The following is a 22,833-nucleotide window of genomic DNA, read 5'->3' as shown; positions in this document are numbered from 1 at the left end:
GCCAGCGCCGGTTATTATGTAAAGTTATGCATAGAGCTTAGGAACAAATCTTTATCCCGCAAGCAGACCGATTCGCTTAATAATGCGCACAGCTTACGCAGCGCTAAAATAATCATTACGTTAGTGATTTTGTAACTAAAAATATCATTTCAGCCACTACCGCCACGCTTTAATAAAACGCGACTGCTTATTTTTTGACGTGACAAATATCACATCTCTGCCAGGCTTAATTTACTCGTTCCACTGTACAAGGAGATAGGTATGACTTCATTTACTAACAAAACGCTGATTACCCAGGAATATCCAAAGCCGCCATTCAAAAAGCAGCATCAGCCCGTTCCGGGATTAGCCAGTAAGATGGAACCCCGTCCCGATCACGGTGAAACCAGCTATCGCGGCACTGGCCGTTTAACCGGGCGCAAGGCGCTGATTACCGGTGGTGACTCCGGCATTGGCCGCGCAGTAGCCATTGCGTACGCCCGTGAAGGGGCTGACGTGGCAATCAACTACCTGCCGGAAGAGGAGCAGGACGCCGCTGAAGTGGTGCAATTAATCGAAGCGGAAGGCCGTAAAGCGGTGGCTATTCCGGGTGATATTCGCTCAGAATCTTTTTGCCAGCAGCTGGTAAAAGAGGCAGCAGAAAAACTCGACGGTCTGGATATTCTGGTGAATAACGCCGGTCGCCAGCAATTTAATGAGTCAATTCGCACGCTCTCAACGGAAGATTTTGACGCCACCTTTAAGACCAATGTTTATGCAATGTTCTGGATCACCAAAGCGGCACTGGAATATCTGCCTGCCGGATCATCCATTATTAATACCTCGTCGGTTCAGGCGTATGAACCGAGCGCCATCCTGCTGGATTACGCGCAAACCAAAGCCGCTATCGCTGCCTTTACCAAAGCGCTGGCGAAACAGCTGGGCGAACAGCAAATTCGCGTCAATGCCGTCGCGCCAGGGCCTTACTGGACCGCGCTGCAGGTGTGCGGCGGCCAGCCGCAGGAAAAAGTCGAGCAGTTTGGTGCCAGCGCGCCGCTGGGACGCCCCGGCCAGCCGGCTGAAATCGCGCCGCTGTATGTGACCTTTGCAGAGACCACCAACAGCTTCACCTCAGGCCAGGTATGGTGCTCTGATGGCGGTACCGGCACCCTCTGACATACGGGTGCTCATCCGGATTACGTGGCTGCCGCGGGCGGCCACGTTGCCGTTTGTGCTGACAGGGAAGATCCATGAATAATCAAACGCTGCAGTCGCCGATGCGCGATCAGGGCTTTGCCCGTCTAGGCGACTACGCGGCCATCGGTGAAGGCCGGTCGGTGGCGCTGATTGCGCCCGACGGCGCCATTGACTGGTGGTGCGCGCCCAACCTCGACTCAGCCCCGCTGTTTGACCGCCTGCTCGACCCGGAGATTGGCGGTTTTTTCCAGATTGAACCTGACGTCCCTTACCGCATTGAGCGCGCTTATCGCGCCGACAGTAACGTACTGGAAACCCGCTTTTTTACCGATGATGGCAGCGTGCTGCTGACCGAATCACTGAACAGCACGCTGGCCGGCCGTCTGCCTTGGAGTGAACTGGCGCGGCGCGTGGAAGGCATTGATGGCGAAGTGACCCTGCGTCTGACGCTGCGCTTTGGCACCGTTGCCGAAACGCGCTCGCCGTGGCAGGACAGCACCGAACAGGGCGACGTGTACCATATCGGCGATCTGATGGCGATGCTGCGCACCAGCGAGGACTGGCAGATCGAACAGCGTGACGATGAGCAAATCAGCGCTACGCTGCGGACGGCTGCGGACAGTCGATCGCTGGTGGCGTTGCTGGTCACCGAGCGCGAACCGCTGGCGGTGCCGCCGCTGGAGGCGATCGATACCCGGATTGAAACCAGCCATACCGCCTGGTGCGACTGGACCCGCAGCCTGAGCTATCAGGGGCGCTTTGCTGAGCACGTGCGCCGCTCGGCGCTGTCGCTGAAATTTTTATGGTATTCCCCCACCGGCGCGCTGGCGGCGGCAGCCACTACCTCGCTGCCGGAAGGCATTGGCGGGGAAAAGAATTATGACTACCGCTATGCATGGGTACGCGATGCCTGTCTGATCATCAAAGCCTTTGTTTTTCTCGGTGCGCTGGAAGATTGTAAAGCGGCGTTCTCCTGGCTGTCGAAAACCATTATCCGCCACGGTACCGCGCTGCGCACCTGCTACACGCTGGAGGGTAACGAAGTGCCTGCCGAACGCTTTGTGCCGCTGCGTGGCTATCATCATTCCCAGCCGGTACGCGTGGGCAACAACGCCCGCGACCAGCTGCAGCTGAGCATGTACGGCGATATGCTGGCGACCGCCGAGTTGTTTATACGCGCCGGGCACGTACTGGATTTAGCCACCTCGCGCATGCTGGGTGCGCTGGCCAATCACTGTGCCGATCGGTGGCGGCTGAAAGACAGCGGTATCTGGGAACTGCCGGAGCAGCAGCACTATACGCATTCAAAGATGGCCTGCTGGCTGGCCCTCGACCGTGCCGTGGCGCTGGCCGAAGCGCGCCACATTGAACCGACCTGGCTGAAACGCTGGCAGCGCGAGCGCGACCGCATCAGCAGCTGGATTGAAGCGCACTGCTGGAACGAAGAGAAACAGGCGTATGTGTTTTATCCCGATAGCAACGGCAGGCTGGACGCTGCGCTGGCGCTGGTGCATCCCTATGGCAGCCGCGTCAACCCGGCACGTATGCAGGCCACCTACCGTGCCATTGAGCAGGAACTGGGCCACGGCAGCGCCATGCTGTATCGCTACAGCGGCACGGAACAGGAAGAGAGCACTTTTATCGCCTGCTCGTTCTGGCTGGTGGAAGCCTGGGCGGCGCTGGGCGAGACAACGCGTGCCGAAAGCGCTATGCAGCAGATCCTCGACAAGCTGTGCCAGCGCGGCAACGTGGAAACCTTCAATGAAATGTTCGACGTGCGCAGCGATGAGTGGCGCGGCAATATGCCGCAGGGCCTCAGTCATCTGGCGTTGATTTGCGCCGCACAGGCGTTGACCGATCATGGCTGAAATGCCCCGCCGGCTGGCGGGGCATGATGTTAACGCGAAGGCTGTGGCGCACGAAACACCAGCAGGATACCCGCCAGAATCGCCGCCATGCCCAGCAGGCTCAGCCACGGCAGTCGGTTACCCAGCAGCAGATAGTCGAGCAGCGCGGTAATCACCGGCACCAGATAAAACAGGCTGGTGACGTTAACGATACTGCCCGCGCTCAGTAAGCGATACAGCAGCAGCTGGGCCACCACGGAGATCATCACGCCGAGGAACAGCGCGGCCAGCCAGAAATGCAGCGTGAAACTGACATGAAACGGTTTAACCGGCAGCAACAGCAGGCACAGCAGTAAACTCACGCCGTACTGCAGCGGCAGCACCTGCGCCGGATGCTGCGTCACCCGCTGCTGCATGATGGCACCGAAGGTCATGCACAGCAGCGCGGCCAGCGCAAACAGCACGCCGCTGATCGGCAGCTGTGACGCCGCCAGACTACGCCACACCAGCAGTATCAGCCCCGCCAGCGCGACCGTTAAGCCCAGCAATCGCCTGCCCGGCAGACGCCGCTCCACCAGGCACAGCGTCAGAATAGGCTGGATGCCCATGATGGTGGCGATCAGCCCAGGCGTCACGCCCTCCGCCATCGCCTGGAAATAACACAGCGAATAAGCGCCGATCAATACCAGGCCGGTCAGCATTACGCGCGGGCGCGTACCGGGCTGCGGTAGCCTGCGGCGGCGAAACAGTCCCACCAGCAACAGCGCGACCAGCGCGATGCTGAAACGCACCACCAGCAGTGCCAGCGGTGAGGCATTATCCAGCCCGAGACGCGAGAAAATGGCTGCGCTGCCCCACAGCAGCACAAAGCCTGACGTCGCTGCCTGCGAAGTCAGCGAAGAAGAAGAACGCATAGCATTGCTCCTGAAACAAACGTTGTTAGCGCGCTCGCTTAGCGAGGCGCAGGAAGTTCGATACTTAGCGAATCACAACGCGTGCCGGAGGTGGCGGGCAGCAAGGCGCATACAGGCGAAAGTCAGATGACGATGCGGAATCAGCAGAGAGTGTCATAAACGCGCCTGTAGCATGGGGTTGAGGCCAAACGTTAACAGATTGTTTACACCCTGTCATCCATTTAGCCGTTGCGGAAACACCTCACGCAGCCAGTCAATCAGCACCCGCAGGCGCTGGGTGAGATGGCGGCTCTGCGGATAAACCACGTGGAACGGATAGTCGGACGGACGCCAGTCGACGAGGATCTCCACCAGCCGTCCGGCCTGCAAATCCGCGGCCGCAGCGTAACGGAACGTCTGAATGATGCCCAGACCCGCCACCGCCGCGGCAAGGTGCGCGTTGCTCTCATTAACGCCAACGCGGTGCGCGGTCTTGACCTCGATTCGCTCTTCACCGTGGCGAAAGCGCAGCGGAAACGCGCGCCCGCTCTGCGGCGACAGATAGCTGATGATGCGATGGCCGTTGTTCAGCTCCTGCGGATACGCCGGAATGCCGTAGGTCCGCAGATAGCCGGGCGTGGCACAGGTGATCATTTGCGCATTGCCTAAGTGCCGTGCCACCAGTGACGAATCGCTCAGCGGGCCGCCGCGCACTACGCAGTCCACGTTATCACTGATGAGATCCACGGTGCGATCGGACACGCCAAGGTCCAGGGTGATGTCGGGAAACCTGGCGACAAAATCGGGCAGCGCCGGCAGCAGCACATCACGCGCCGTTGAGCCGCCGATATCCATACGCAGCTGACCGTGCGGTTTCGTCGTGACGCTATTGAACGCACAATCGATATCTTCCAGATCGCGCACGATGCGCAGCGCCCGCTCGTAGTAATCGCGCCCTTCTGCCGTCACCGTGACCCGGCGCGTGGTGCGCTGCAACAGGCGCACGCCGAGATGCGCTTCCAGCTCCTGCACCAGCTTACTCAGGGTAGCGTTAGGCATATCCAGTGAATTGGCGGCCCGGGTAAAGTTGCCTGCCTCAACCACGCGGGCGAACGCCCGGATTGCCAGCAATTGATCCATGGTCGCCCCTTACCTGATTATCCATCCAGAGAAATAGTCCTTTCGATTTTACACCATTTATCCGTAAAAGCGGCAGCGCTACAGTGCACTTCAGCGACGGCAAGGCCGTCACCACCTAACCTGATCAACTGTGGAGTACATACTATGAACCTGATTCTGCAAGACAAAATTGCTTTAGTGACCGGCGGCACCTCCGGTATTGGCCTCGCCACCTCCCAGGAACTGGCGGCACAGGGCGCACGCGTATTTATCACCGGTCGTCGTCAGGCTGAGCTGGATGCAGCCGTCGCCAGCATCGGCGGCGGCGCCACCGGCATTCGCGCCGATGCGGCACAGTTAAGCGATCTGGATGCCGTCTATGCGCAGATTGCGCGCCAGGCCGGCCGGCTGGATATCCTGTTTGCCAACGCCGGTGGCGGCGACATGCTGCCGCTGGGGGCCATCACAGAAGAACATTTTGATCGTATCTTCAGCACCAACGTCCGCGGCGTGCTGTTCACCGTGCAAAAAGCGCTGCCGCTGCTGAGCGATAAGGCGTCGGTGATTCTCACCGGCTCCACCGCCGCAATTCAGGGTACGCCGGGCTTCAGCGTTTACAGCGCCAGTAAAGCGGCGGTGCGTAACTTTGCCCGCTCGTGGGCGCTGGATGTGAAAGATCGCGGCATCCGCATTAACGTGGTGAGCCCTGGCCCGGTGCAGACGCCAGGCTTAGGCGGCCTGGTGCCGGAGGATCAGCGCCAGGGGCTGTTCGATGCGCTGGCCGCACAGGTGCCGCTCGGTCGTCTGGGTGAGCCGGGAGAGATTGGCAAGGTGGTGGCGTTTCTCGCCTCCGACGCAGCCAGCTTTATTAATGCAGCCGAGCTGTTTGTCGATGGCGGTATGGCGCAGGTGTAAGCGGGTATTGCACCGGTGCGCCGCCAGGCGCACCGGCTTTCTGCCTGAAGCATGGCTGCGGTTAACGCAGAGAATGCTCACCTGCTACCGCTGCCGGCTCGCCAGCGGTGAGCTGCTGCTCCAGCTGCTCCAGCGATATGCCTTTGGTCTCCGGCACGCGACGCAGCACAAAGACAAAGCCCGCCGCACAAATCACGCCATACAGCATAAAGCTGCCCGCTGCACCAAGTCCGGCATTGAGGATGGGAAAGGTGTAGGTCAGCACAAAACAGGCAATCCACAGCGCCAGCGTGGCCACCGACATCGCCAGACCGCGAATGCGGTTGGGGAAAATTTCCGCCAGCAGCACCCAGGTGACCGGCGCCAGCGTCAGCGCGTAAACTGCAATCGCCGCCAGTACCAGAATCAGCACCGGCCAGCCGGTGATGCCCAGCGTGTAGGCACCGGCGATCAGCGCGTAGCACAGCGTCAGTCCTCCGGCACCGATCAGCATCAGTTTGCGGCGGCCGAGCCGATCCACCAGCGGCAGTGCCAGCACTGTTGCCAGCAAATTGATCAGGCCGGTGGCCACGATCGACTTCAGCGTGCCGTTGATATCGAAACCAGCCGAAGCAAAAATCTCCTGCGCATAGTTGAAAATCACGTTGATTCCGCACCACTGCTGGAAAATCGCCAGCACCACGCCGGTAATCACAATCGGCAGCGTGCGCGGTGCCAGCAGCGAGCCCGCATGGGCGCGCGTTTGCTGGCGATCCTGCTCCAGCGCGCGGGCAATCTCGCGCTGCGTCTGCTGCGCATAAGCAGGCGAACCAATTTTATTCAGCATCGCCAGCGCGCGCTGCGGCTGGCCCACCAGCATCAGCCAGCGCGGTGATTCCGGCACCCACATCATCAGCAGCAGAAACGCCAGCGACGGCACGGCGGCCGAGGCGAACATCCAGCGCCAGCCAACCTGACCGTTCCAGCTTTCACGCAGCGCCGCATGGGTTGATGCGCCGACGACCGGATCGGCAATCATCAGATTGATCAGCTGCGCCGCCAGCACGCCAATGACGATTGTCAGCTGGTTAACCGCGACAAACTTGCCGCGCTTGTCTGCCGGGCTGATCTCCGCGATGTACATCGGGCTGAGCGCCGAGGCGATACCAATGCCGACGCCGCCGAGAATGCGCCACCAGACAAACAGCGTAAAGCTGCTGGCCAGCGCGGTGCCGATCGCCGACACCACAAACAGCAGTGCGGCGACAATCAGCGGCAGCCGCCGCCCCAGCTTGTCCGCTGACCAGCCGGACACCAGCGCGCCAAACACGCAGCCCACCAGCGCCGAGCTCATCGCCCAGCCGGATGCCGCCGGATCGGTGACGTTGAACCAGGCCTCATAGAAGGGTTTGGCCCCGCCAATCACCACCCAGTCATAGCCAAACAGCAAACCGCCGCAGGCTGCCACCAGACAGATGCTCCACACGTAACGCATATTCAGATGTTGATGATTGTTCACGGCCACTCTCCGCACCAGGGTCAAAGTGCCGCTATCTCACCACCGATACCGCAGGGTGAAAGTTCAGGCCCTCACAGATTTTAGTAACAGGAGTTTAGTAAACTAGGCCGTACCGGGATCGGCCTCAACATAGAGATAACCGATGCCGAGGACCTGACGCGCGCGATCCAGCTGACCAAAATGCACGTTGGTGGCTTTGCTTTTCAGCGCATCGCGCGGATCGAAGGGGTTGAAATCAATCTGGTGCACGATGGTCTGCAGCCAGCTCTCACCAAAAGTACAGCTGCGACCGTACAGCCAGATTTGATTGATATTCAGCGTATTAAGGAAATTGTACAGACTCATGCCGATGGCTTCCGCGCTGCGCTGCGCCCACTCGACGATCCACGGCTCGCCGGCCTGCCAGGCAGCCAGCAGCTGACGGCTGGTGGGCTGCACCGCCTGCGGCGCGCGCTGATGCGCCAGCCGCTTAAGCGTGCTGAGCGAGGCGACCGTCTCCAGGCAGCCCTGCCTTCCGCAGTTACAGCGCTCCCCGTGCGGATCAACAATGGTGTGGCCAATCTGCCCGCTGCCGTACAGGTTGCCGCGAAAGATCTCGCCGTTGATGACAAACGATGAGCCGATGCCGTAATCGACATTGATGACGCAGAATTCGGCCAGTGCATTGCGGTTCAGCCACTTTTCCGCCAGCGCCAGCATCACACAGTCGTTATCGACGCGGACGTCAACCGCCAGCTTCTCCTCCAGCAGAAACTTCAGCTGTAGCGGGCTGCGCCACGCCGCCTGCGGCATATGCTGCGAGACGCCGGTTACCGGATCGACCTGCCCGTGCACCGCCAGCGCCAGATTAATCTGCCGCTTCGGCCAGCGTTTACAGGTCGCGCGCCATACCGTTTCAATCTCAGCCAGCAGCTGCTCTGGCGTCTGCGCGTTGATGCTGATTTGCTGATAGTCGCCCTGCGCCACCAGCTGCGCATCCGCCAGCTGCAGTTCAATGCTGGTCGGCTTGACGCACAGGCACAGCGTCCACGCACCCTCGGCCGGCAGTTGAAAACTGCCGTTACTGTTGCCGCGCGTGCTCAGCGTGGCGCTGGAGTGCTGCACGTGGCCCTGCTCCAGCAGCTCCTGCAAAATCTTGCTGGCTGCCGGTATGGTCAGGCCGCTGAGCTGCGCCAGCTGCGATTTGCTCAGACGTTTATGACGCCACATCAGCTGCATAAACAGCGCTTTGTTGTGCTTACGCACCTGGAAATTATTCAGTCCGACGGTTTTCACGCGGCCTCCTTTCGCTTCATCCGCGCCCATCTTACTAAACAGTGTTTACTGACTTCTGTGATGGTTGCGCCATCCTGCGCGCCTGCCGTGCTTTAGAGTCCCTGCTCATAACAACCTGTTCGCGCTATCCCGGTAAAAAACGTTCTGATAATGCCGGGCGAACGCTTTATCTGGCTGTGCTGACACCAACCCTACAGAGAAAACATAATGACAACATCACCTGCAACCCATCCGTGGCTGATCCGCCTCGGCATTCCGCCCGCGCTGGCCTGGGGCTATCTGGCGGTCCTGCTGTTTATGATTGGCGACGGCGTCGAGTCCAACTATCTCGCGCCCTATCTGCACGAAAACGGCTTCTCCCTGAATATCGCTGCCTGGGTAATCGCCTTTTACGGCGTCACCGTCACGCTGGGCTCATGGCTGGCCGGTTCGCTGTCAACGCTAATCGGCCCGCGTAAAGTGATGCTGGCGGGCGGCCTGATCTGGATTGTGTTTGAAGTGCTGTTTCTGGCGGTGGCGCTGCCGTCGCACAGCGTGCTGCTGCTGGCACTAACCTATGGCCTGCGCGGCGTGGCTTATCCGATGTTTGCCTACGCCTTTCTGGTGTGGATTCAGTCGGCGGCCCCGGCGGAGATGCGCGGCTCCGCCACCGGCTGGTTCTGGCTGGCGTTTACCGGCGGGCTGCCGACGCTCGGTTCGCTGGTAGCGATCTTCTCTATCCGCCTGGTGGGCGAATACGCCACCTTCTGGCTGTCGCTGGGTCTGGTGGCGATCGGTCTGCTGGTGATGCTGCTGGCGCTGAAAGAGCGCAGCGGTTATCAGTCGCTGCTGGATGCCGAACATCGTCAGCAGGGCACGCTGCGCACGCTGATGGGCGGCATCGATATTCTGTGGCGTGAGCCGCGCATCGCTGCCGCGGCAGTGGTGCGCATCATCAACACCACGCCCTACTTCGGCTTCTTTATTTTTCTGCCGGGCTTTTTCACCGAACAGATTGGCTTTTCCCAGACCGAATACCTCAGCCTGATCACCATCATGGGACTGGTGGGCATGAGCTTTAATCCGATCGTTGGCAAGCTGAGCGACCGCATCGGCTGGCGCAAAGTGCTGACGGTGTTCGGCGGCCTGGGTTCCGGCGTCTCGATGCTGCTGATGTACTTTGTGCCGCAGTGGAGTCACGGCAGCTTTGTGCTCAGCGTGATCTGCGCGTGCCTGTACGGCATCACGCTGTGCGGCTACGTGCCCGCCGCCGCGCTGTTCTCATCGTTGTGCCAGCCGAAGGACAAAGGTAACGCCATGGCGATTTACTGCTTCGCCGCCGGTTTGTCCACCTTCTTCGGTCCGGCGCTGTACGGCGCAATCAATGCACTGCTCGGCACGCTCGGGGTGATTTGGGGCTACGCCTTCCTGTATCTGGTGAGTGCGTTTATCTCGTGGCGTTATCTGCTCAGTCCGCTCGATCCGGGCGAGCAGCACAACCCGGCGGCGCAGCGCCTGCGCCGGTTAGATTCCATCGCATCGGAGTAAACGGAGCGTTATGAAAGAGTACGATTACATTGTGGTGGGCGGCGGGAGCGCGGGCTGTATCGTTGCCGCGCGCCTGGTCAGCGAAGGAAATGCGCGCGTGCTGCTGCTGGAGGCCGGGCGCGACGAATACCATCCGGTGCTGAAAATGCCCGCCGGCTATATGAAGTTTCTCGCCAGCGACCGGTTTCTGACGATGCATCAAACCGAAGCGCAGCCGCAGCTCAACGGACGCGGCGTGATCGTGCCGCAGGCCAAAGTGCTGGGCGGCGGTTCGACTGTCAACGCCATGGTCTACATGCGCGGCCATAAACAGGATTACGCCGACTGGAACCAGGCGCTGGGCCATCAGGGCATCGACTGGTCGTGGGAGGCGCTGCTGCCGCACTTTACCGCCATCGAAGATAACGATCACCTCGGCGCACCCAATCACGGCGTTGGCGGCCCGATGAAAGTGTCGCATCTCGGCCACTTCAGTCCGCTGAGCCGCGCCTATGTCAAAACCCTGCAGGGGCTGGGTATTCCCTACACGCCGGATTTTAACAGCGGCAATCCGTCTGGCGTCGGCTTCATGCAGCACACCATTGACGGTCAGACACGACAGCGCTGCAGCGTGGTGGATGCGTTTATCAACCCGCTGCGCCATGACGCACGGCTGACGCTGGTCACTGGTGCACAGGTTGAAGAGGTGCTGTTTGACGGCACCTGCGCCAGCGGCGTGCGCTATCGTCAGGATGGCCAGCCGCAACAGGCGCGTGCCAGCCGCGAAGTAATTCTGGCCGCCGGTGCCTACCAGACGCCAAAACTGCTGATGCTCTCTGGCATCGGTCCGCAGGAGCAGCTGAAACAGCACGGTATTACCGTGCGCCATGCCTTGCCGGGCGTGGGTAAAAACCTGCAGGACCATTACGAAGTGCCGGTGGTTGCCAGCACGCGCGGTGCGTTTGGCTACTACGGCCAGGATCGCGGCTGGCCAATGGTCAAAGCCGGACTGCAATATCTGCTGTTCAAAAGCGGCCCGGTGACCACCACCGGCGTGGAAACCTGCGCCTTTTTCGATCCGCTCGATTTCACGGCGACGCCCACCATTCAGATGTTCTGCGTGCCGACGGTCTATCTCGATCGCGATGTAATGGGTGCCGATCCCGGTGACGGTGTCACGGTGAATTCTCTGCTGCTGCGCCCCAAAGCCACCGGTGAAGTGACGCTGCGCGATAACAACGCCAGTAGCCTGCCGGTGATCGATACGCAGATTTTCGGCCATCCGGACGATTTAGCGCGCACCCTCGCCGGCTTTCGCTTTGCGCGTCAGGTGCTGGCCGCCGCGCCCATCCGCGAGATGGTCGATAGAGAGATTTTCCCTGGTGCGGAAGTCACCAGTGATGACGCGATTGGCGCCCACTGCCGGCGTATGGTGAAAACCGGCTATCACCCGGTCGGCACCTGTCGCATGGGCCACGATGACGATCCGCTGGCGGTGCTGCACGATGACCTGCGCGTGCGCGGCGTACAGCGATTGCGCGTGGTGGATGCCTCGATGATGCCGAAAATTATCAGTGGCAACACCAATGCGGTGGTGATGGCAGTGGCGCATCGCGCTGCGGAGCTGGTTCTGCTGTCGCAGCGCATTGAGCACAAGGAGGCCGTGTATGAGTGACAAACTGGCGCGCCTGCAACAGGCGCTGGCGCACTGGCAGCTGGATGCAGTATTACTGACGCGCCGCGATAACATCGCCTGGCTGACCGACGGGGCCAGCTATTATGTAGTGGATCGCGCCGAGACCGGCGTTGCCAGCCTGCTGATCGGCCGCGACAGCGTGCTGCTGCTGGCACCGGACAATGAATTACCGCGCATTCTGGCCGAAGAGCCGCTGCCGTTCAGCTGTGCGACCCGGCACTACCCGTGGTACCAGTCGCTGAGCAGCGTGCTGCCGGCGGGCAATATCGGCAGCGATACGCCCATGGCAGGATTGAGCGATATCCAGCCGCAGATGATCACGCTGCGCCAGGGGCTGAGCGCACCGGAACAGCAGCGCTTTCGCACGCTGGGACAGGAGACGGCGCAGATTGTCGAAACGGTGGCGCGCCAGCTGCGCGCGGGAGTGAGCGAATGGCAGGTCGAAGCCGAGATTGCCGCCGGCTGTCTGGCGCGCGGCATTCGCCCGATGTGCACGCTGGTGGCCGCTGATGAGCGCATCGCCGCATTTAAACATCCGGTGCCGACACGCAAAACGCTGCAGCGCATGATGCTGATCACCCTCGGTGCCGAACGGCACGGTTTGCATGTCAGCCTGACGCGCCTGGTGCATCTTGGCGAACCCGACGCGGCGCTGCGCCAGCGCATTGTGACGCTGGCGGAGATCCACGCCGATATGCTGTATGCCACCCAGGCGCAGCGCAGCTGGTCAGCGGTTTTTGCCGACATCACTCAGTCTTATCAACGCCACGGCCACGCTGAGGCATGGCGCGATCATCATCAGGGCGGTCCGGCCGGCTACGGCTGCCGCGACTGGATTATCCCCCCGGAGAGTCGCGGCGAGGTGCAGCCCGAGACCGCCGTGGCGTGGAACCCGACGCTGAGCGGCGTGAAAAGCGAAGACACTTTTTTGCTCAGCCGCAGCGGGCTGGTGCCGCTCACGCGCAGCGACAGCTGGCCGCTGATTCGCCTGCAGCGCGGTGATAATACCCTTGAACTGGCCGACTGGCTGATTCTCCCGACATCCTCATAAGGAAGCGACTATGTCCCCACGTTTAGCCAACAAAACCGCCATCATTACCGGTGCCGGCAGCGGCATCGGCAGCGCCATCGCCACCCTGTTTGCGCGCGAAGGCGCCCGCCTGGCGCTGTTTGATCGCGACGCACACAGCAGCGAAGCGCTGGCGGCGCAGCTACAGCAGCAGTCCGGCCAGCGCTGTCTGGCCTGCGCAGCCGATGTCACGCAGCCGCAGCAGGTTAGCCGCGCGGTACAGCAGGCGCAGCAGGCGCTGGGGGATATTGATATCCTGATCAACTGCGCTGGCGTAAACGTTTTTCGCGATCCGCTGACGCTGGACGAGGATGACTGGCAGCGCTGCATGAACACCAATCTGAAAGGGCCTTACAACCTGATACGCAGCGTCCTGCCGGCGATGCTGGCCCGTCAGTATGGCAACATCGTTAACGTTGCCTCAGTGCACGGGCACAAAATCATTCCCGGCGCGTTCCCTTATCCGGTGGCTAAACACGGGCTGATCGGCCTGACGCGTTCTCTGGGCGTGGAGTACGCCGCGCAAGGCATCCGCGTAAACAGTATTTCGCCCGGTTTGATCATGACGCCAGCCGCTGAAGCCTGGCTGGCGAGCTGTCCGGATCCGCAGGCCGAGCGCGCGCGTCAGGCGGCGCTGCTGCCGTGTAAACGCATCGGCGAGCCGGATGAAGTGGCTTACACCGCGCTGTTTCTCGCCAGCGACGAGGCGCGCTTCATCAATGCCACCGATATCCTGATCGACGGTGGGCGCAGCCAGATGTATCACGAGTGAGCCGGAATCACCGGTTACGGATGCACGCGCCGGCAATGATCGGCACCCGCCGCCACCGGATGGGCGGCGATATCAGCGCGGTCGGCGCGGATTGTCGCGGTATCGACGTCAAAGCGCTTGTCGCGGTCAGCCAGCAGCGCCGGATTCAGCTGACCGTCGGCGGTAAAGCCCATCATCAGCGTCGGCGCGCCCAGCGGCAGCGTTTTATCGCGGTCGGTATGCCAGGTGTGCCAGGTCTTTCCGTAGGTGTTGACGATTTTGCTCATCAGCGCGTGCTCCGCGGCCGGCGGCAGGCCAGGGGCAATCAGCGTACCGGATTTCACTTCATAGCGATGGCTGTGCCAGTACTGCTTTTCCTGCGCCGGCAGCTGCTTAAATAAACGTTCGCTGATGATATATTCCACGCCCATTAATTTGGCGTCTTTTTTGTTACCGTCATAAATAACCGCCTGCATCACATCGTCATTAAGAATGGTGACGTAGTGATGGGCCTCCATCTGTCCCTGCTGATTTCCGCAGTAATAATGAAAACCATCCAGATACGTATTGATCGCCTCAATCGGCGGCCGCGACTGCAACGCCGCCGCCCCGCTCTCCAGCAGCGCGGTTTTCCCCGCCTCCGGCGCACCAGGTGCCGTAACCGGCGAGGCACTGTTATTCGCGCCACAGCCGGATAATAACAATAACGCCAGCGCGCTAAATACACGGTTTCGCATTTCATCACCCCATTCTTTTATTGAGTGATAAACATAGTTAATCAGTGTCAGGACGCGAGCGCAGCGGGAACACTATCCGGCTGCGAATTAAAACCGCCACGCGGTAAATAACCAACCATTCAGCTGGCCGCCGATTCAGTGATGAATGTGTCGGCCACTGTCAGCAAAGTGACAGGCTGTGAGGCTAAACTGGAGGGTGGGTGAATAAGTTTCGTGAGCGAACAGACGATTCCGCTATCATGAGTGAACGCTCATAAAACAAGGCTGCACCGATGAGAGAGTTACCGCCTACCGCCATGCTGCGCGCGTTTGAAGTGGCAACGCGCCATCCGACCTTTACCGCCGCCGCGGAAGAGCTGTTTATCACCCAAAGCGCCGTCAGCCATCAGCTCAAAAACCTGGAAGAGATCTGGGGCGTACAGCTGTTTCAGCGCGGCAAAACGCTGAGTCTGACGCCGGCCGGTGCGGCGCTGGCACCGATTGTGCGCGAGTTTTTCAGTAATCTGGAAACCACCTTAGCCGACTTGCGCGAGCAGAAAGGCCGCGTGCGGCTGCGCGTAAATACCACTTATTCATTTGCGCTGAAGTGGCTGTTGCCGCGCCTGCCGGACCTGACGCGCCAGCACCCGGAAATTCTGGTAACGCTGGAAAGCACCGATGATGCGATTACCTTCTCGCGCCAGGATTCTGACGTGGCGATCCGCTTTGGCCATGGCAATTATCCGGCGCTGCACAGCGAATTTATGTTTCGTGAACAGCTGTTTCCGGTCGCCAGCCCGGCGCTGCTGCAGCGCTTCGGCACGCCGCAGGAACCGGCAGAACTGCTGCGCTACCCGCTGCTGATGCGTGATGGCGCCGATCTGGTGCCAAAGTGGGAGATCTGGTTTAAGCAGGTCGGCCTGACGCTGGATGCCTTACAGGAGAGCGTACGTTTTGCCGACACCAATATGACGCTGGAAGCCGCGCTGCTGGGGCAAGGCGTGGCGCTGGCGCGCAGCGGTCACGTTGAAAAAGAGCTGCGCGACGGCAGCCTGGTGCGGCTGTTCAACGTCGCGTTTTCCTCGCCCGCCGCCTACTATTTCGTCTGTCCGCAGGGTATTGAAAGCCAGCCGCACATCGTTGATTTTCGACGCTGGCTGCTCGCCGAATCACGTCAGGCGCAGCAGGATTATCAGTGAAGTATGAGTATTTACTCATAGCGCAATGATAAATCTTCGCTTTCCAATCCTTTTGCGGCTGCATAGCATCAGCCTATGCCTGATTACATTATTGTCTTAACGCTGTGCGCCGCGCTGCTGCACGCCAGTTGGAACACTTTACTGCGCGGCGGATCCGATCGCCTGTGGTCAATGACCATTATGTGCGTGGCGATCGCGCTGGTGTGTGCGCTCAGTACGCTGTTTCTGCCGCTGCCGGCGCGCGCCAGCTGGAAATATGCGCTGCTTTCGGCGCTGCTGCACGTCGGCTATAACCTGTGCCTGGTGCGCAGCTACCAGAGCGGCGATCTCGGCCAGACCTATCCGATTGCGCGCGGATCGTCGCCGCTGCTGGTGACCTGCGCCGCCGCGCTGTTTGCCGGCGAGCACATCGCCTTTACTACGCTGTGCGGCATTGTGCTGGTGTCCGCTGGCATTGTGTCGCTGGCGCTGCGCGGCGGCAAACTGGCGCTGCCGGGCCTGCGCTACACGCTGGCGACCGGTGCCTTTATCGCCGCGTACAGCGTGGTGGACGGCATGGGCGTGCGCGTTGCCGGCAATGCGTTTGCGTATACCGCGTGGATGTGCAGCTTGTGGGGCATATTAATGCCGGCGGTCTACATCGCGCTGCGCGACAGCAAAAGCCTGCTGCAGTGGCGACCGGGCGTGCTGAGCGCCGCGGCGGGTGGCCTGGTTTCGCTGCTGGCCTACGGCATCATCATTTACGCCATGACGGCAGCGCCGATGGGCGCGGTGTCGGCGCTGCGTGAAACCAGCGTGCTGTTTGCCGCCGTGCTGGGCGCGCTGTTTCTCGGTGAAGCATTAACGGTAAGAAAAATGCTGGCGTGCGTGGTGATTGCACTCGGCACGCTGATGATCGGTTAAGCGATGAGGAGATGGCAGCATGTCTGAACGTTGTAAAATCGCCCTGCTGGGCCCCGGTGCAATTGGCACCACCGTCGCGGCGGTGCTGCATGAAGCCGGACGCACCCCGCTGCTGTGCGGCCGCACGGCCCATGCCCAGTTAACGCTGCGCCACGATGCGGGCGAAATCAGCGTGCCCTGTCCGGTATTGCATGATGCCTCGCAGGTTACTCAACGCTGCGATTTGCTGTTCGTGGCGGTTAAAACCACCCAAGTCGCGGACAGCGCCGCGTGGCTGGCCACCCTGTGTGATGAAAAAACCGTGGTGTGCGCGCTGCAAAATGGCGTCGAGCAGCAGAGCCAGCTGGCGCCTTATGTCAACGGCGCCACGGTATTACCTTCGGTGGTGTGGTTCCCGGCGCAGCGCGAGCCGGATGCGTCAGTCTGGCTGCGCGCCCAGCCTCGCCTGACCCTGCCGGATGTGCCGCAGGCCGTGCGCGTAGTGGATGCGCTGCGCGATACGCGCTGTGAGGTGGCACTGGCCGCCGACTTTCTCTCCATCGCCTGGCGCAAACTGTTACAAAATGCCGCCGCCGGTTTGATGGTGCTGGCCAACCGTCGCGCCGGCATGTTTAGCCGCGGCGATATCACGCAGCTGGGATTAGCCTATTTACTGGAGTGCCTGACGGTGGCGCGCGCGGCCGGTGCGGTGCTGGACGACAGCGTGCCGCAGGAAATTATCGATGGCTTTCACCGCGCGCCGCCCGATCTGAGCACCTCGATCCTCGCCGATCGTCAGGCCAACCGCCCGCTGGAGTGGGATACCCGCAATGGTGTGGTACAGCGCTATGGCCGTCAGCATGCTATTGCTACGCCGATTAGCGATGTCGTGGTGCCGCTGCTGGCAGCGGGCAGCGAAGGGCCGGGCTGATAAAATAAGTTGCCTGACGCGCGGGGAGAAACAGCTATGCTGCGAATTGTTAATACAACGGCCAGGTTTTGATCGCGGCGCAAAGTGTTGCGCGATAAATAGGATGCGATGTTCAGCTGATTTAAACCATCGCCTCCGCGGCATAATCACGATAACGGCAACAGGACGCACTTATGACAGATTACGTTTTTTACCGCAAACAACAGGTTATCGCCACGCTGGAACGATCGGATGTGGAACGTGCCCGGCTGCTGATGGCGGACGGTTACAGCAAGCTGGATGAAGAAATTAATGCAGCCAGCGCGCAGGCGGCGCTGCGGCGGCTGGCTGATATTCGCCATGAAGAGCGCATGACCGAACACGCTTTTGCCACCGGTTCGGTATTCAGCGCGGTGGTCAGCGCCCTGTTCAGACACTGACGTTATGCGCCAAACGCCCCATCAATGGTGTGCATAGCGCCGGTGACGAAACCGGCTTCGGGTCCTGCCAGCCACGCCACCATGCCTGCCACTTCTTCAGAACGGCCATGGCGTTTGATGGCCATGAAGCTATGCATCAGTTCTTTCATCGGACCATTTTCCGGATTGGCATCGGTATCAATCGGGCCCGGTTGCACCACGTTAATGGTGATGCCGCGCGGGCCGAAATCCCGCGCCAGGCCGCGCGCCAGCCCCTGTAAAGCGGATTTACTTAGCGCATAAGACGCCATACCGGGAATCGGCATACGGTCGCCATTGACCGAACCGATAATGATAATGCGGCCGCCGGCTGGCATCTGTCGGGCGGCTTCAACCGCAGCATGATACGGCGCGTGAATGTTAATGCGGAACAGGCGATCGACCGCGTCCGGATCCTGTTCCAGCGCATCGCCAAACAGGGCGATGCCAGCATTAACCACCAGCACATCCAGCGGTCCACTGTCGCGCACGGTAGCAATCACCGCATCGCGCTCTGAGCTGTCGGTATGAACGGCAGCCGAACCGGTTTCGTGCGCCAGTTTTTCGGCGGCCTCCGGCGAACCTGAGAAGGTGAAGGTCACGCTGGCACCCTCATCAGCAAAGCGACGCACGATAGCCGCACCAATACCGCGACTGCCGCCCAGAACCAGAACCTGCTTATCTTTAAATACGCTCATTTGCATCTCCACGTGTGATTTCTTAGTATGCATTACAAAATGAGCCCGATTTAATGTCAATGTAATTTTGTAGCGAGCACTATAAAATATGAAATCACCTGGTCGTCCCCGTAACTTTGACCCCGAACACGCCGTAGCGGTTGCGCAGGGGTTATTCCATGCCAAAGGTTATGACGCCGTCAGCGTCGCCGATGTCACTGACGCGCTGGGCATCAATCCGCCGAGCTTTTACAGCGCGTTCGGTAACAAGGCCGGATTGTATGCCCGCGTTCTCGATCGCTACGCCGCCACCGGCTCGATTCCTCTGGCTGAGATACTGCGCGACGACCGCCCGGTGGCCGAAGCCCTCGATGCATTACTGAAAGCGGCGGCGCTGCATTATGCCCGGGATGAGGTGTGTGCGGGTTGTCTGGTGCTGGAAGGGATTCGCTGTCAGGATCAGCAGGCGCGCGAGGCGGCCAGAGTGTTTCATCGCGCGGCTGAGGATACTATCCGGCGCTATATTGCAGCCCGCTACCCACAAGACGCGCAGCGCCTGACCGATTTTGTCAGTACCGTGATGTCCGGACTTTCTGCCAGAGCGCGTCAGGGCCACAGCGTTGAGCAACTTCTGGCCAGCGCGGAGCTGGCGGGTCTGGCGGTGGTTGCAGCGCTTGAGGCGTGATCGCTTTTCAGCGATGTTCTGACTGCGAAGGGATGCCGGTTAACTGGCTGAGCCGGTGTCCGCCACCGACCGCTGGAACATGCGCATAATGCCGCCAAGATGCCAGTGCAGAAGTTCCAGCGCCTGTTCATCCTCGTAATTAGTTAACCGCGCCACGATCGCTTCATGATCGTTTTGCGAGCCCTGAAATTCATCCGGCGTGCGCGTCAGGTGATTGAGAAAGGCGCGAATGCGGTTGATGCTGGTTTTGTAAAAACCGACCAGCTCGCTGTTCTGGCTGGCTTCAATCAGTGCCATATGAAACGCCGCATCGGTTTCGCGGTAGGTCTCTGGCGCGTTTTGTAATGCATCGCGTCCACGCGCCAGCTGTTCGTTCAGGCGCGCGATCAGCGCCTGACGATCGTGTTGCAGCGCCAGCTTTAATGCGCCTGATTCCAGAATCTGCCGCATCTCACAGGTTTCGCGCATCTCCCGTTCATTAAACGAAAACACAAAAGTGCCGCGCTGCGGGATAATTTGCACCAGACGCTCCATCTCCAGCTTTTGCAGCGCCGCTCTTACCGGCGTCCGGCTCACGTTAAGCTGGGTGGCAATGTCGTTCTCGGAAATTAATGCACCGGGTGCAATCTGGCAATTCACGATCAGGTCCCGAATATGATCGGCCAGAATGCTGCTCAGTGACTGCGGGCGGAGGATGTTTTTCGATGACCAGTCAATGATGAGTTTATCGGCGGGCATAGCGTGGCGAGCGTCCTTTAAACAGCGAGCATTTAGGGGGTCAGAATGACGATGGGCACTGTGTTTTGTAGTATACAAGAGACAGATCCCCCAAACAATAACAGGCCTGTTTGAGGGAGCGTTGGGTTATCAGGTGAACAAGTATGTCTGCTGCTGGATATGCGCTGGATTAAGTGCCATGCCCATGCCGTGTCCCTGCGGTACCGGGATTAACCCGTTCTGCGGCACCAGCGGATCGCGCAGGAAGTACTGATGAATATCGTTCCATTTCACCAGATACTCCTGATAAGGCGTGTGGATTGGCGATTGCGTGGTGCTGAAATGGGCCGTTGCGATGCTGGAATGACCGTGCGGGATTACCTGCAAATCGTACAGGGTGGCGATAGCGGCAATTTTTAGCGTTTCTGAAAGCCCACCGCACCAGTAAATATCGGGCTGAATCACATCCAGCGCCCCGGATTCAAAGAAGCGTTTGAAGCCCCAGCGCGTGTACTCATGTTCGCCTCCCGCCATCGGGATGGACAGTTTATCTTTGAGTCGTTGCATACTGCCGATTCTGTCAGCCATTACGCACTCTTCCAGCCAGCGCGGGCGATACGGCTCGATGCCCTTTGCCAGTTCAAGCAAATACGTCACATCCATCGACTGCCAGCAATCAAACATCAGATCGTAATCATCCCCCACGGCTTCGCGCAGCGTTTTTGCCAGTTCGATGTTTTTCTTCAGCCCTTCTCTGCCGCTCATCGGGCCGTGGCGGAAAAACCATTTTTGTCCGCGATATCCCAGCGCCTTATACTCCAGCGCCCGCTCGTGCACCCGCGCCATATCCTGCACCGCAAAGCCCAGCATCGATGCGTACGCCGGAATTTCTTCCCGTAACGACCCGCCCAGCAGGCGAAACACCGGTTGCTGCATCCATTTGGCACGCAAATCCCACAAGGCACAATCCACCGCGCTGATCGCCAGCATGCCATCGCCCTGACGCCCATGAATCTGCGCCCGGTACATCTGATCCCACAAACGCTCGGTGTCGCGCGGATCCTGACCCAGCAACAACGGCCGCAACTGGCCGTGAATGATTGATGCAACGGCATGCGGCACCGGCCCTGCCAGCCCGTCTACGCCCTCATCCGAAACGATCTCAAGAAACACAGTGGTAATGGCAAAACCGTCTTCCAGCTGAACGCCACCGTCATGATTATTCACGGTACGAAACTGCGCATAGACATCGGTGGGACGTGCGAGACGCTCCTCCCAGAAATCGCCCTCTCCCGGCATCACGCCTTTCACCTGAAGTAACCGGACATCAATAATCTTCATACTACTGCCCCTCACGTTGTTCATTGCTGGCCTGGTAAGCCGGTATACGCTGGCGACGAAAGATGATGCTCAGGGTAATGATCGAGAGCATCGCCATCGCCGCCAGCCAGTAAAATCCGCCGTTATAACTGCCGCTGCGGTCGCGTATCACGCCGATGACCCACGGATTCACCACACTGGCAATACTGCCCAGCGCATTGATCAGGGCGAGGCCGCCCGCCACCACGGATGCCGGGATAAACTGCGCGGGCAATCCCCAGAACACCGGCATCGCGCCGAAAAAGCCAAATGCCGAACAGCACAAAAACATCATTTTCACCAGCGAGTTATCGAACCACGCAACGCATAACAGCCCGACAAAGGAGAAGATCAGCGCCAGATAATTGGCCAGCAGCCGTGACCCGGGACGATCGGCTATGCGTCCCAGCACCAGCATGCCGGCCAGACCAAATACGTAAGGGATGATGGTGATGAACCCGGTCTGAACATGACTTAAGCCGGTTTCGCTGATGATCAGCGGCAGGAAGGTGCTCACCGCACCGTTGAGGTTCGCCAGTCCGTAATAGGTGAGGCTGAACAACAACACCAGCGGGCTGAACAGCGCTTTCAGCAGACCGCCATGGCCGCGCGACGGCAGTTTTTGCCGCTCAGCAGCCAGTGTTGTCACCAGCCAGTGCTGCTCATCTGCGCTGAGGAAGCGGGCATCTTCCGGCCGATCGGGCAACGCAAAGGGGACGATCAATCCCAGCACAATCGCCGGAATGGCCTCCAGCAGAAACATCAGCTGCCAGCCGCGCAGCCCCAGCCATCCGTGCAGCTCTAACAACAGGCTGGAAACCGGCGTGCCGATAATCAGCGCGATCGGAATGCCGGTCATAAACGAGGCGATGATGCGTCCGCGCCACGCCACCGGAAACCACAGGGTGAGATAAAACACGATGCCGGGGAAGAAACCGGCTTCAGCGGCACCCAGCAGCGCGCGCATCACATAGAGGCTGTTTTCACTCCACACAAACATATGCGCACCGGAGATGATGCCCCAGGTCACCATAATGCGGGCGATCCACCAGCGCGCGCCCACCCTTTCCATTAGCAGATTGGAGGGCAGTTCAAGGATGGCGTAAGGCAGGAAAAACAGACCGGCGGCGAGGCCAAAACTGGCGGCGCTGATGCCGAGATCGGCATTCATGGTGAGGGCAGCCACGCCGATATTGGCGCGATCGATCACCGCAATCACGTAGCAGCCAATCAGGAGCGGAATCAGTCGCCACGACAGTTTACGGATCACCCGCTTTTCAATTTCAGTATCTGTACTTTGCATGGTCTTTCCCGATGTTGGTGTCATGGATAAAAAATGCACTTGTATACAAGTTCTGTTGTATACATCAACTGATCACTCTTCAATGGGCTTAGTAAGGAAATGAGATATGAAACGTTTCAGCGTGAAGCCGCTGGTAAACGTTTATAAGAGGGTTGAGCCGGGCGAAGATGAACTAAATACGT

21 protein-coding genes are annotated in these 22,833 nt (G+C 59.8%); 12 read left to right on the top strand and 9 right to left on the bottom strand.

Annotated elements, in window-relative coordinates; all coding sequences use genetic code 11:
* The first annotated feature begins 261 nt into the window (after window positions 1–261).
* Both AC6I8F_RS20175 and AC6I8F_RS20170 read left to right on the top strand, forming a co-directional pair.
* On the top strand, window positions 262–1,155 hold the full coding sequence (locus AC6I8F_RS20175; RefSeq protein ID WP_498028971.1) for an SDR family oxidoreductase: 894 nt from the start codon (window positions 262–264) through the stop codon (window positions 1,153–1,155).
* Window positions 1,156–1,229: 74 nt separating this feature from the next.
* On the top strand, window positions 1,230–3,044 hold the full coding sequence (locus AC6I8F_RS20170; RefSeq protein ID WP_498028970.1) for a glycoside hydrolase family 15 protein: 1,815 nt from the start codon (window positions 1,230–1,232) through the stop codon (window positions 3,042–3,044).
* A gap of 29 nt (window positions 3,045–3,073) precedes the next feature.
* On the opposite strand, the gene AC6I8F_RS20165 is transcribed toward AC6I8F_RS20170, so the two are convergent.
* Window positions 3,074–3,937, bottom strand: a complete 864-nt coding sequence (locus tag AC6I8F_RS20165; protein ID WP_498028969.1) for a DMT family transporter — start codon at window positions 3,935–3,937, stop codon at window positions 3,074–3,076.
* 213 nt (window positions 3,938–4,150) lie between these two features.
* Window positions 4,151–5,056, bottom strand: a complete 906-nt coding sequence (locus AC6I8F_RS20160) for a LysR family transcriptional regulator (RefSeq protein WP_372774695.1) — start codon at window positions 5,054–5,056, stop codon at window positions 4,151–4,153.
* A 144-nt stretch (window positions 5,057–5,200) separates the two neighbouring features.
* On the opposite strand from AC6I8F_RS20160, the gene AC6I8F_RS20155 reads away from it, so the two are divergent.
* Complete coding sequence (locus AC6I8F_RS20155) at window positions 5,201–5,950, top strand: SDR family oxidoreductase (RefSeq protein WP_498028968.1); 750 nt, start codon at window positions 5,201–5,203, stop codon at window positions 5,948–5,950.
* A 61-nt stretch (window positions 5,951–6,011) separates the two neighbouring features.
* On the opposite strand, the gene AC6I8F_RS20150 is transcribed toward AC6I8F_RS20155, so the two are convergent.
* Window positions 6,012–7,448 (bottom strand): sugar porter family MFS transporter, encoded by a 1,437-nt coding sequence (locus tag AC6I8F_RS20150; protein ID WP_498028967.1) that lies wholly within the window; start codon window positions 7,446–7,448, stop codon window positions 6,012–6,014.
* A gap of 102 nt (window positions 7,449–7,550) precedes the next feature.
* A complete protein-coding gene (locus tag AC6I8F_RS20145) occupies window positions 7,551–8,723 on the bottom strand; it encodes an ROK family protein (protein ID WP_498028966.1) in 1,173 nt (390 codons plus the stop codon).
* A gap of 207 nt (window positions 8,724–8,930) precedes the next feature.
* Here AC6I8F_RS20145 and AC6I8F_RS20140 point away from each other — a divergent pair, with 207 nt between their 5' ends.
* From AC6I8F_RS20140 to AC6I8F_RS20125, 4 genes are read left to right on the top strand one after another with little or no spacing between them, the layout of a single operon-like run.
* On the top strand, window positions 8,931–10,250 hold the full coding sequence (locus AC6I8F_RS20140) for an MFS transporter (RefSeq protein WP_059011891.1): 1,320 nt from the start codon (window positions 8,931–8,933) through the stop codon (window positions 10,248–10,250).
* 10 nt (window positions 10,251–10,260) lie between these two features.
* Entirely contained in the window at window positions 10,261–11,904 is a 1,644-nt protein-coding gene (locus AC6I8F_RS20135; RefSeq protein WP_498028965.1) for a GMC family oxidoreductase, read from the top strand.
* The gene (locus tag AC6I8F_RS20130) at window positions 11,897–12,976 is read left to right on the top strand and encodes a M24 family metallopeptidase (RefSeq protein ID WP_498028964.1); all 1,080 of its coding nucleotides are present in this window, start codon (window positions 11,897–11,899) and stop codon (window positions 12,974–12,976) included. Before AC6I8F_RS20135 ends, AC6I8F_RS20130 begins: the two co-directional genes overlap by 8 nt.
* A 10-nt stretch (window positions 12,977–12,986) precedes the next feature.
* Window positions 12,987–13,766, top strand: coding sequence for an SDR family oxidoreductase (locus AC6I8F_RS20125; protein ID WP_104187187.1), 780 nt, complete (start codon window positions 12,987–12,989; stop codon window positions 13,764–13,766).
* A 14-nt stretch (window positions 13,767–13,780) separates the two neighbouring features.
* On the opposite strand, the gene AC6I8F_RS20120 is transcribed toward AC6I8F_RS20125, so the two are convergent.
* Window positions 13,781–14,482 carry an OBAP family protein gene (locus AC6I8F_RS20120; RefSeq protein WP_132463639.1) on the bottom strand — a complete coding sequence of 234 codons (702 nt, stop codon included), beginning with the start codon at window positions 14,480–14,482 and terminating at the stop codon, window positions 13,781–13,783.
* A 272-nt stretch (window positions 14,483–14,754) separates the two neighbouring features.
* On the opposite strand from AC6I8F_RS20120, the gene gcvA reads away from it, so the two are divergent.
* From gcvA to AC6I8F_RS20100, 4 genes are all read left to right on the top strand, one after another.
* Window positions 14,755–15,660, top strand: coding sequence for a transcriptional regulator GcvA (gene gcvA, locus AC6I8F_RS20115; RefSeq protein ID WP_031280119.1), 906 nt, complete (start codon window positions 14,755–14,757; stop codon window positions 15,658–15,660).
* Window positions 15,661–15,735: 75 nt separating this feature from the next.
* The gene (locus tag AC6I8F_RS20110) at window positions 15,736–16,563 is read left to right on the top strand and encodes an EamA family transporter (RefSeq protein ID WP_021509559.1); all 828 of its coding nucleotides are present in this window, start codon (window positions 15,736–15,738) and stop codon (window positions 16,561–16,563) included.
* Window positions 16,564–16,582: 19 nt separating this feature from the next.
* Window positions 16,583–17,473 carry an oxidoreductase gene (locus AC6I8F_RS20105; RefSeq protein WP_498028963.1) on the top strand — a complete coding sequence of 297 codons (891 nt, stop codon included), beginning with the start codon at window positions 16,583–16,585 and terminating at the stop codon, window positions 17,471–17,473.
* 173 nt (window positions 17,474–17,646) lie between these two features.
* Window positions 17,647–17,892: a hypothetical protein gene (locus tag AC6I8F_RS20100; protein ID WP_127834826.1), complete on the top strand. Its 246-nt coding sequence runs from the start codon at window positions 17,647–17,649 to the stop codon at window positions 17,890–17,892.
* Between the two features lie 2 nt (window positions 17,893–17,894).
* Here the strand turns inward: AC6I8F_RS20100 and bdcA are convergent, their stop codons facing one another.
* Window positions 17,895–18,608, bottom strand: coding sequence for an SDR family oxidoreductase (gene bdcA / locus AC6I8F_RS20095; RefSeq protein ID WP_498028962.1), 714 nt, complete (start codon window positions 18,606–18,608; stop codon window positions 17,895–17,897).
* 88 nt (window positions 18,609–18,696) lie between these two features.
* Between bdcA and AC6I8F_RS20090 the strand changes: the two genes are divergently transcribed.
* Complete coding sequence (locus tag AC6I8F_RS20090) at window positions 18,697–19,272, top strand: TetR/AcrR family transcriptional regulator (RefSeq protein ID WP_127834824.1); 576 nt, start codon at window positions 18,697–18,699, stop codon at window positions 19,270–19,272.
* Window positions 19,273–19,311: 39 nt separating this feature from the next.
* Here the strand turns inward: AC6I8F_RS20090 and AC6I8F_RS20085 are convergent, their stop codons facing one another.
* From AC6I8F_RS20085 to AC6I8F_RS20075, 3 genes are all read right to left on the bottom strand, one after another.
* The gene (locus AC6I8F_RS20085; RefSeq protein ID WP_498028961.1) at window positions 19,312–20,010 is read right to left on the bottom strand and encodes a GntR family transcriptional regulator; all 699 of its coding nucleotides are present in this window, start codon (window positions 20,008–20,010) and stop codon (window positions 19,312–19,314) included.
* A gap of 129 nt (window positions 20,011–20,139) precedes the next feature.
* Window positions 20,140–21,330, bottom strand: a complete 1,191-nt coding sequence (locus tag AC6I8F_RS20080; RefSeq protein ID WP_498028960.1) for an enolase C-terminal domain-like protein — start codon at window positions 21,328–21,330, stop codon at window positions 20,140–20,142.
* 1 nt (window position 21,331) lies between these two features.
* Window positions 21,332–22,651, bottom strand: a complete 1,320-nt coding sequence (locus AC6I8F_RS20075) for an MFS transporter (RefSeq protein WP_164861073.1) — start codon at window positions 22,649–22,651, stop codon at window positions 21,332–21,334.
* Window positions 22,652–22,833 lie beyond the last annotated feature (182 nt).

This window comes from gamma proteobacterium symbiont of Axiagastus rosmarus (genome assembly GCF_059730925.1).
This window is presented reverse-complemented; position numbering and strand designations above follow the sequence as displayed.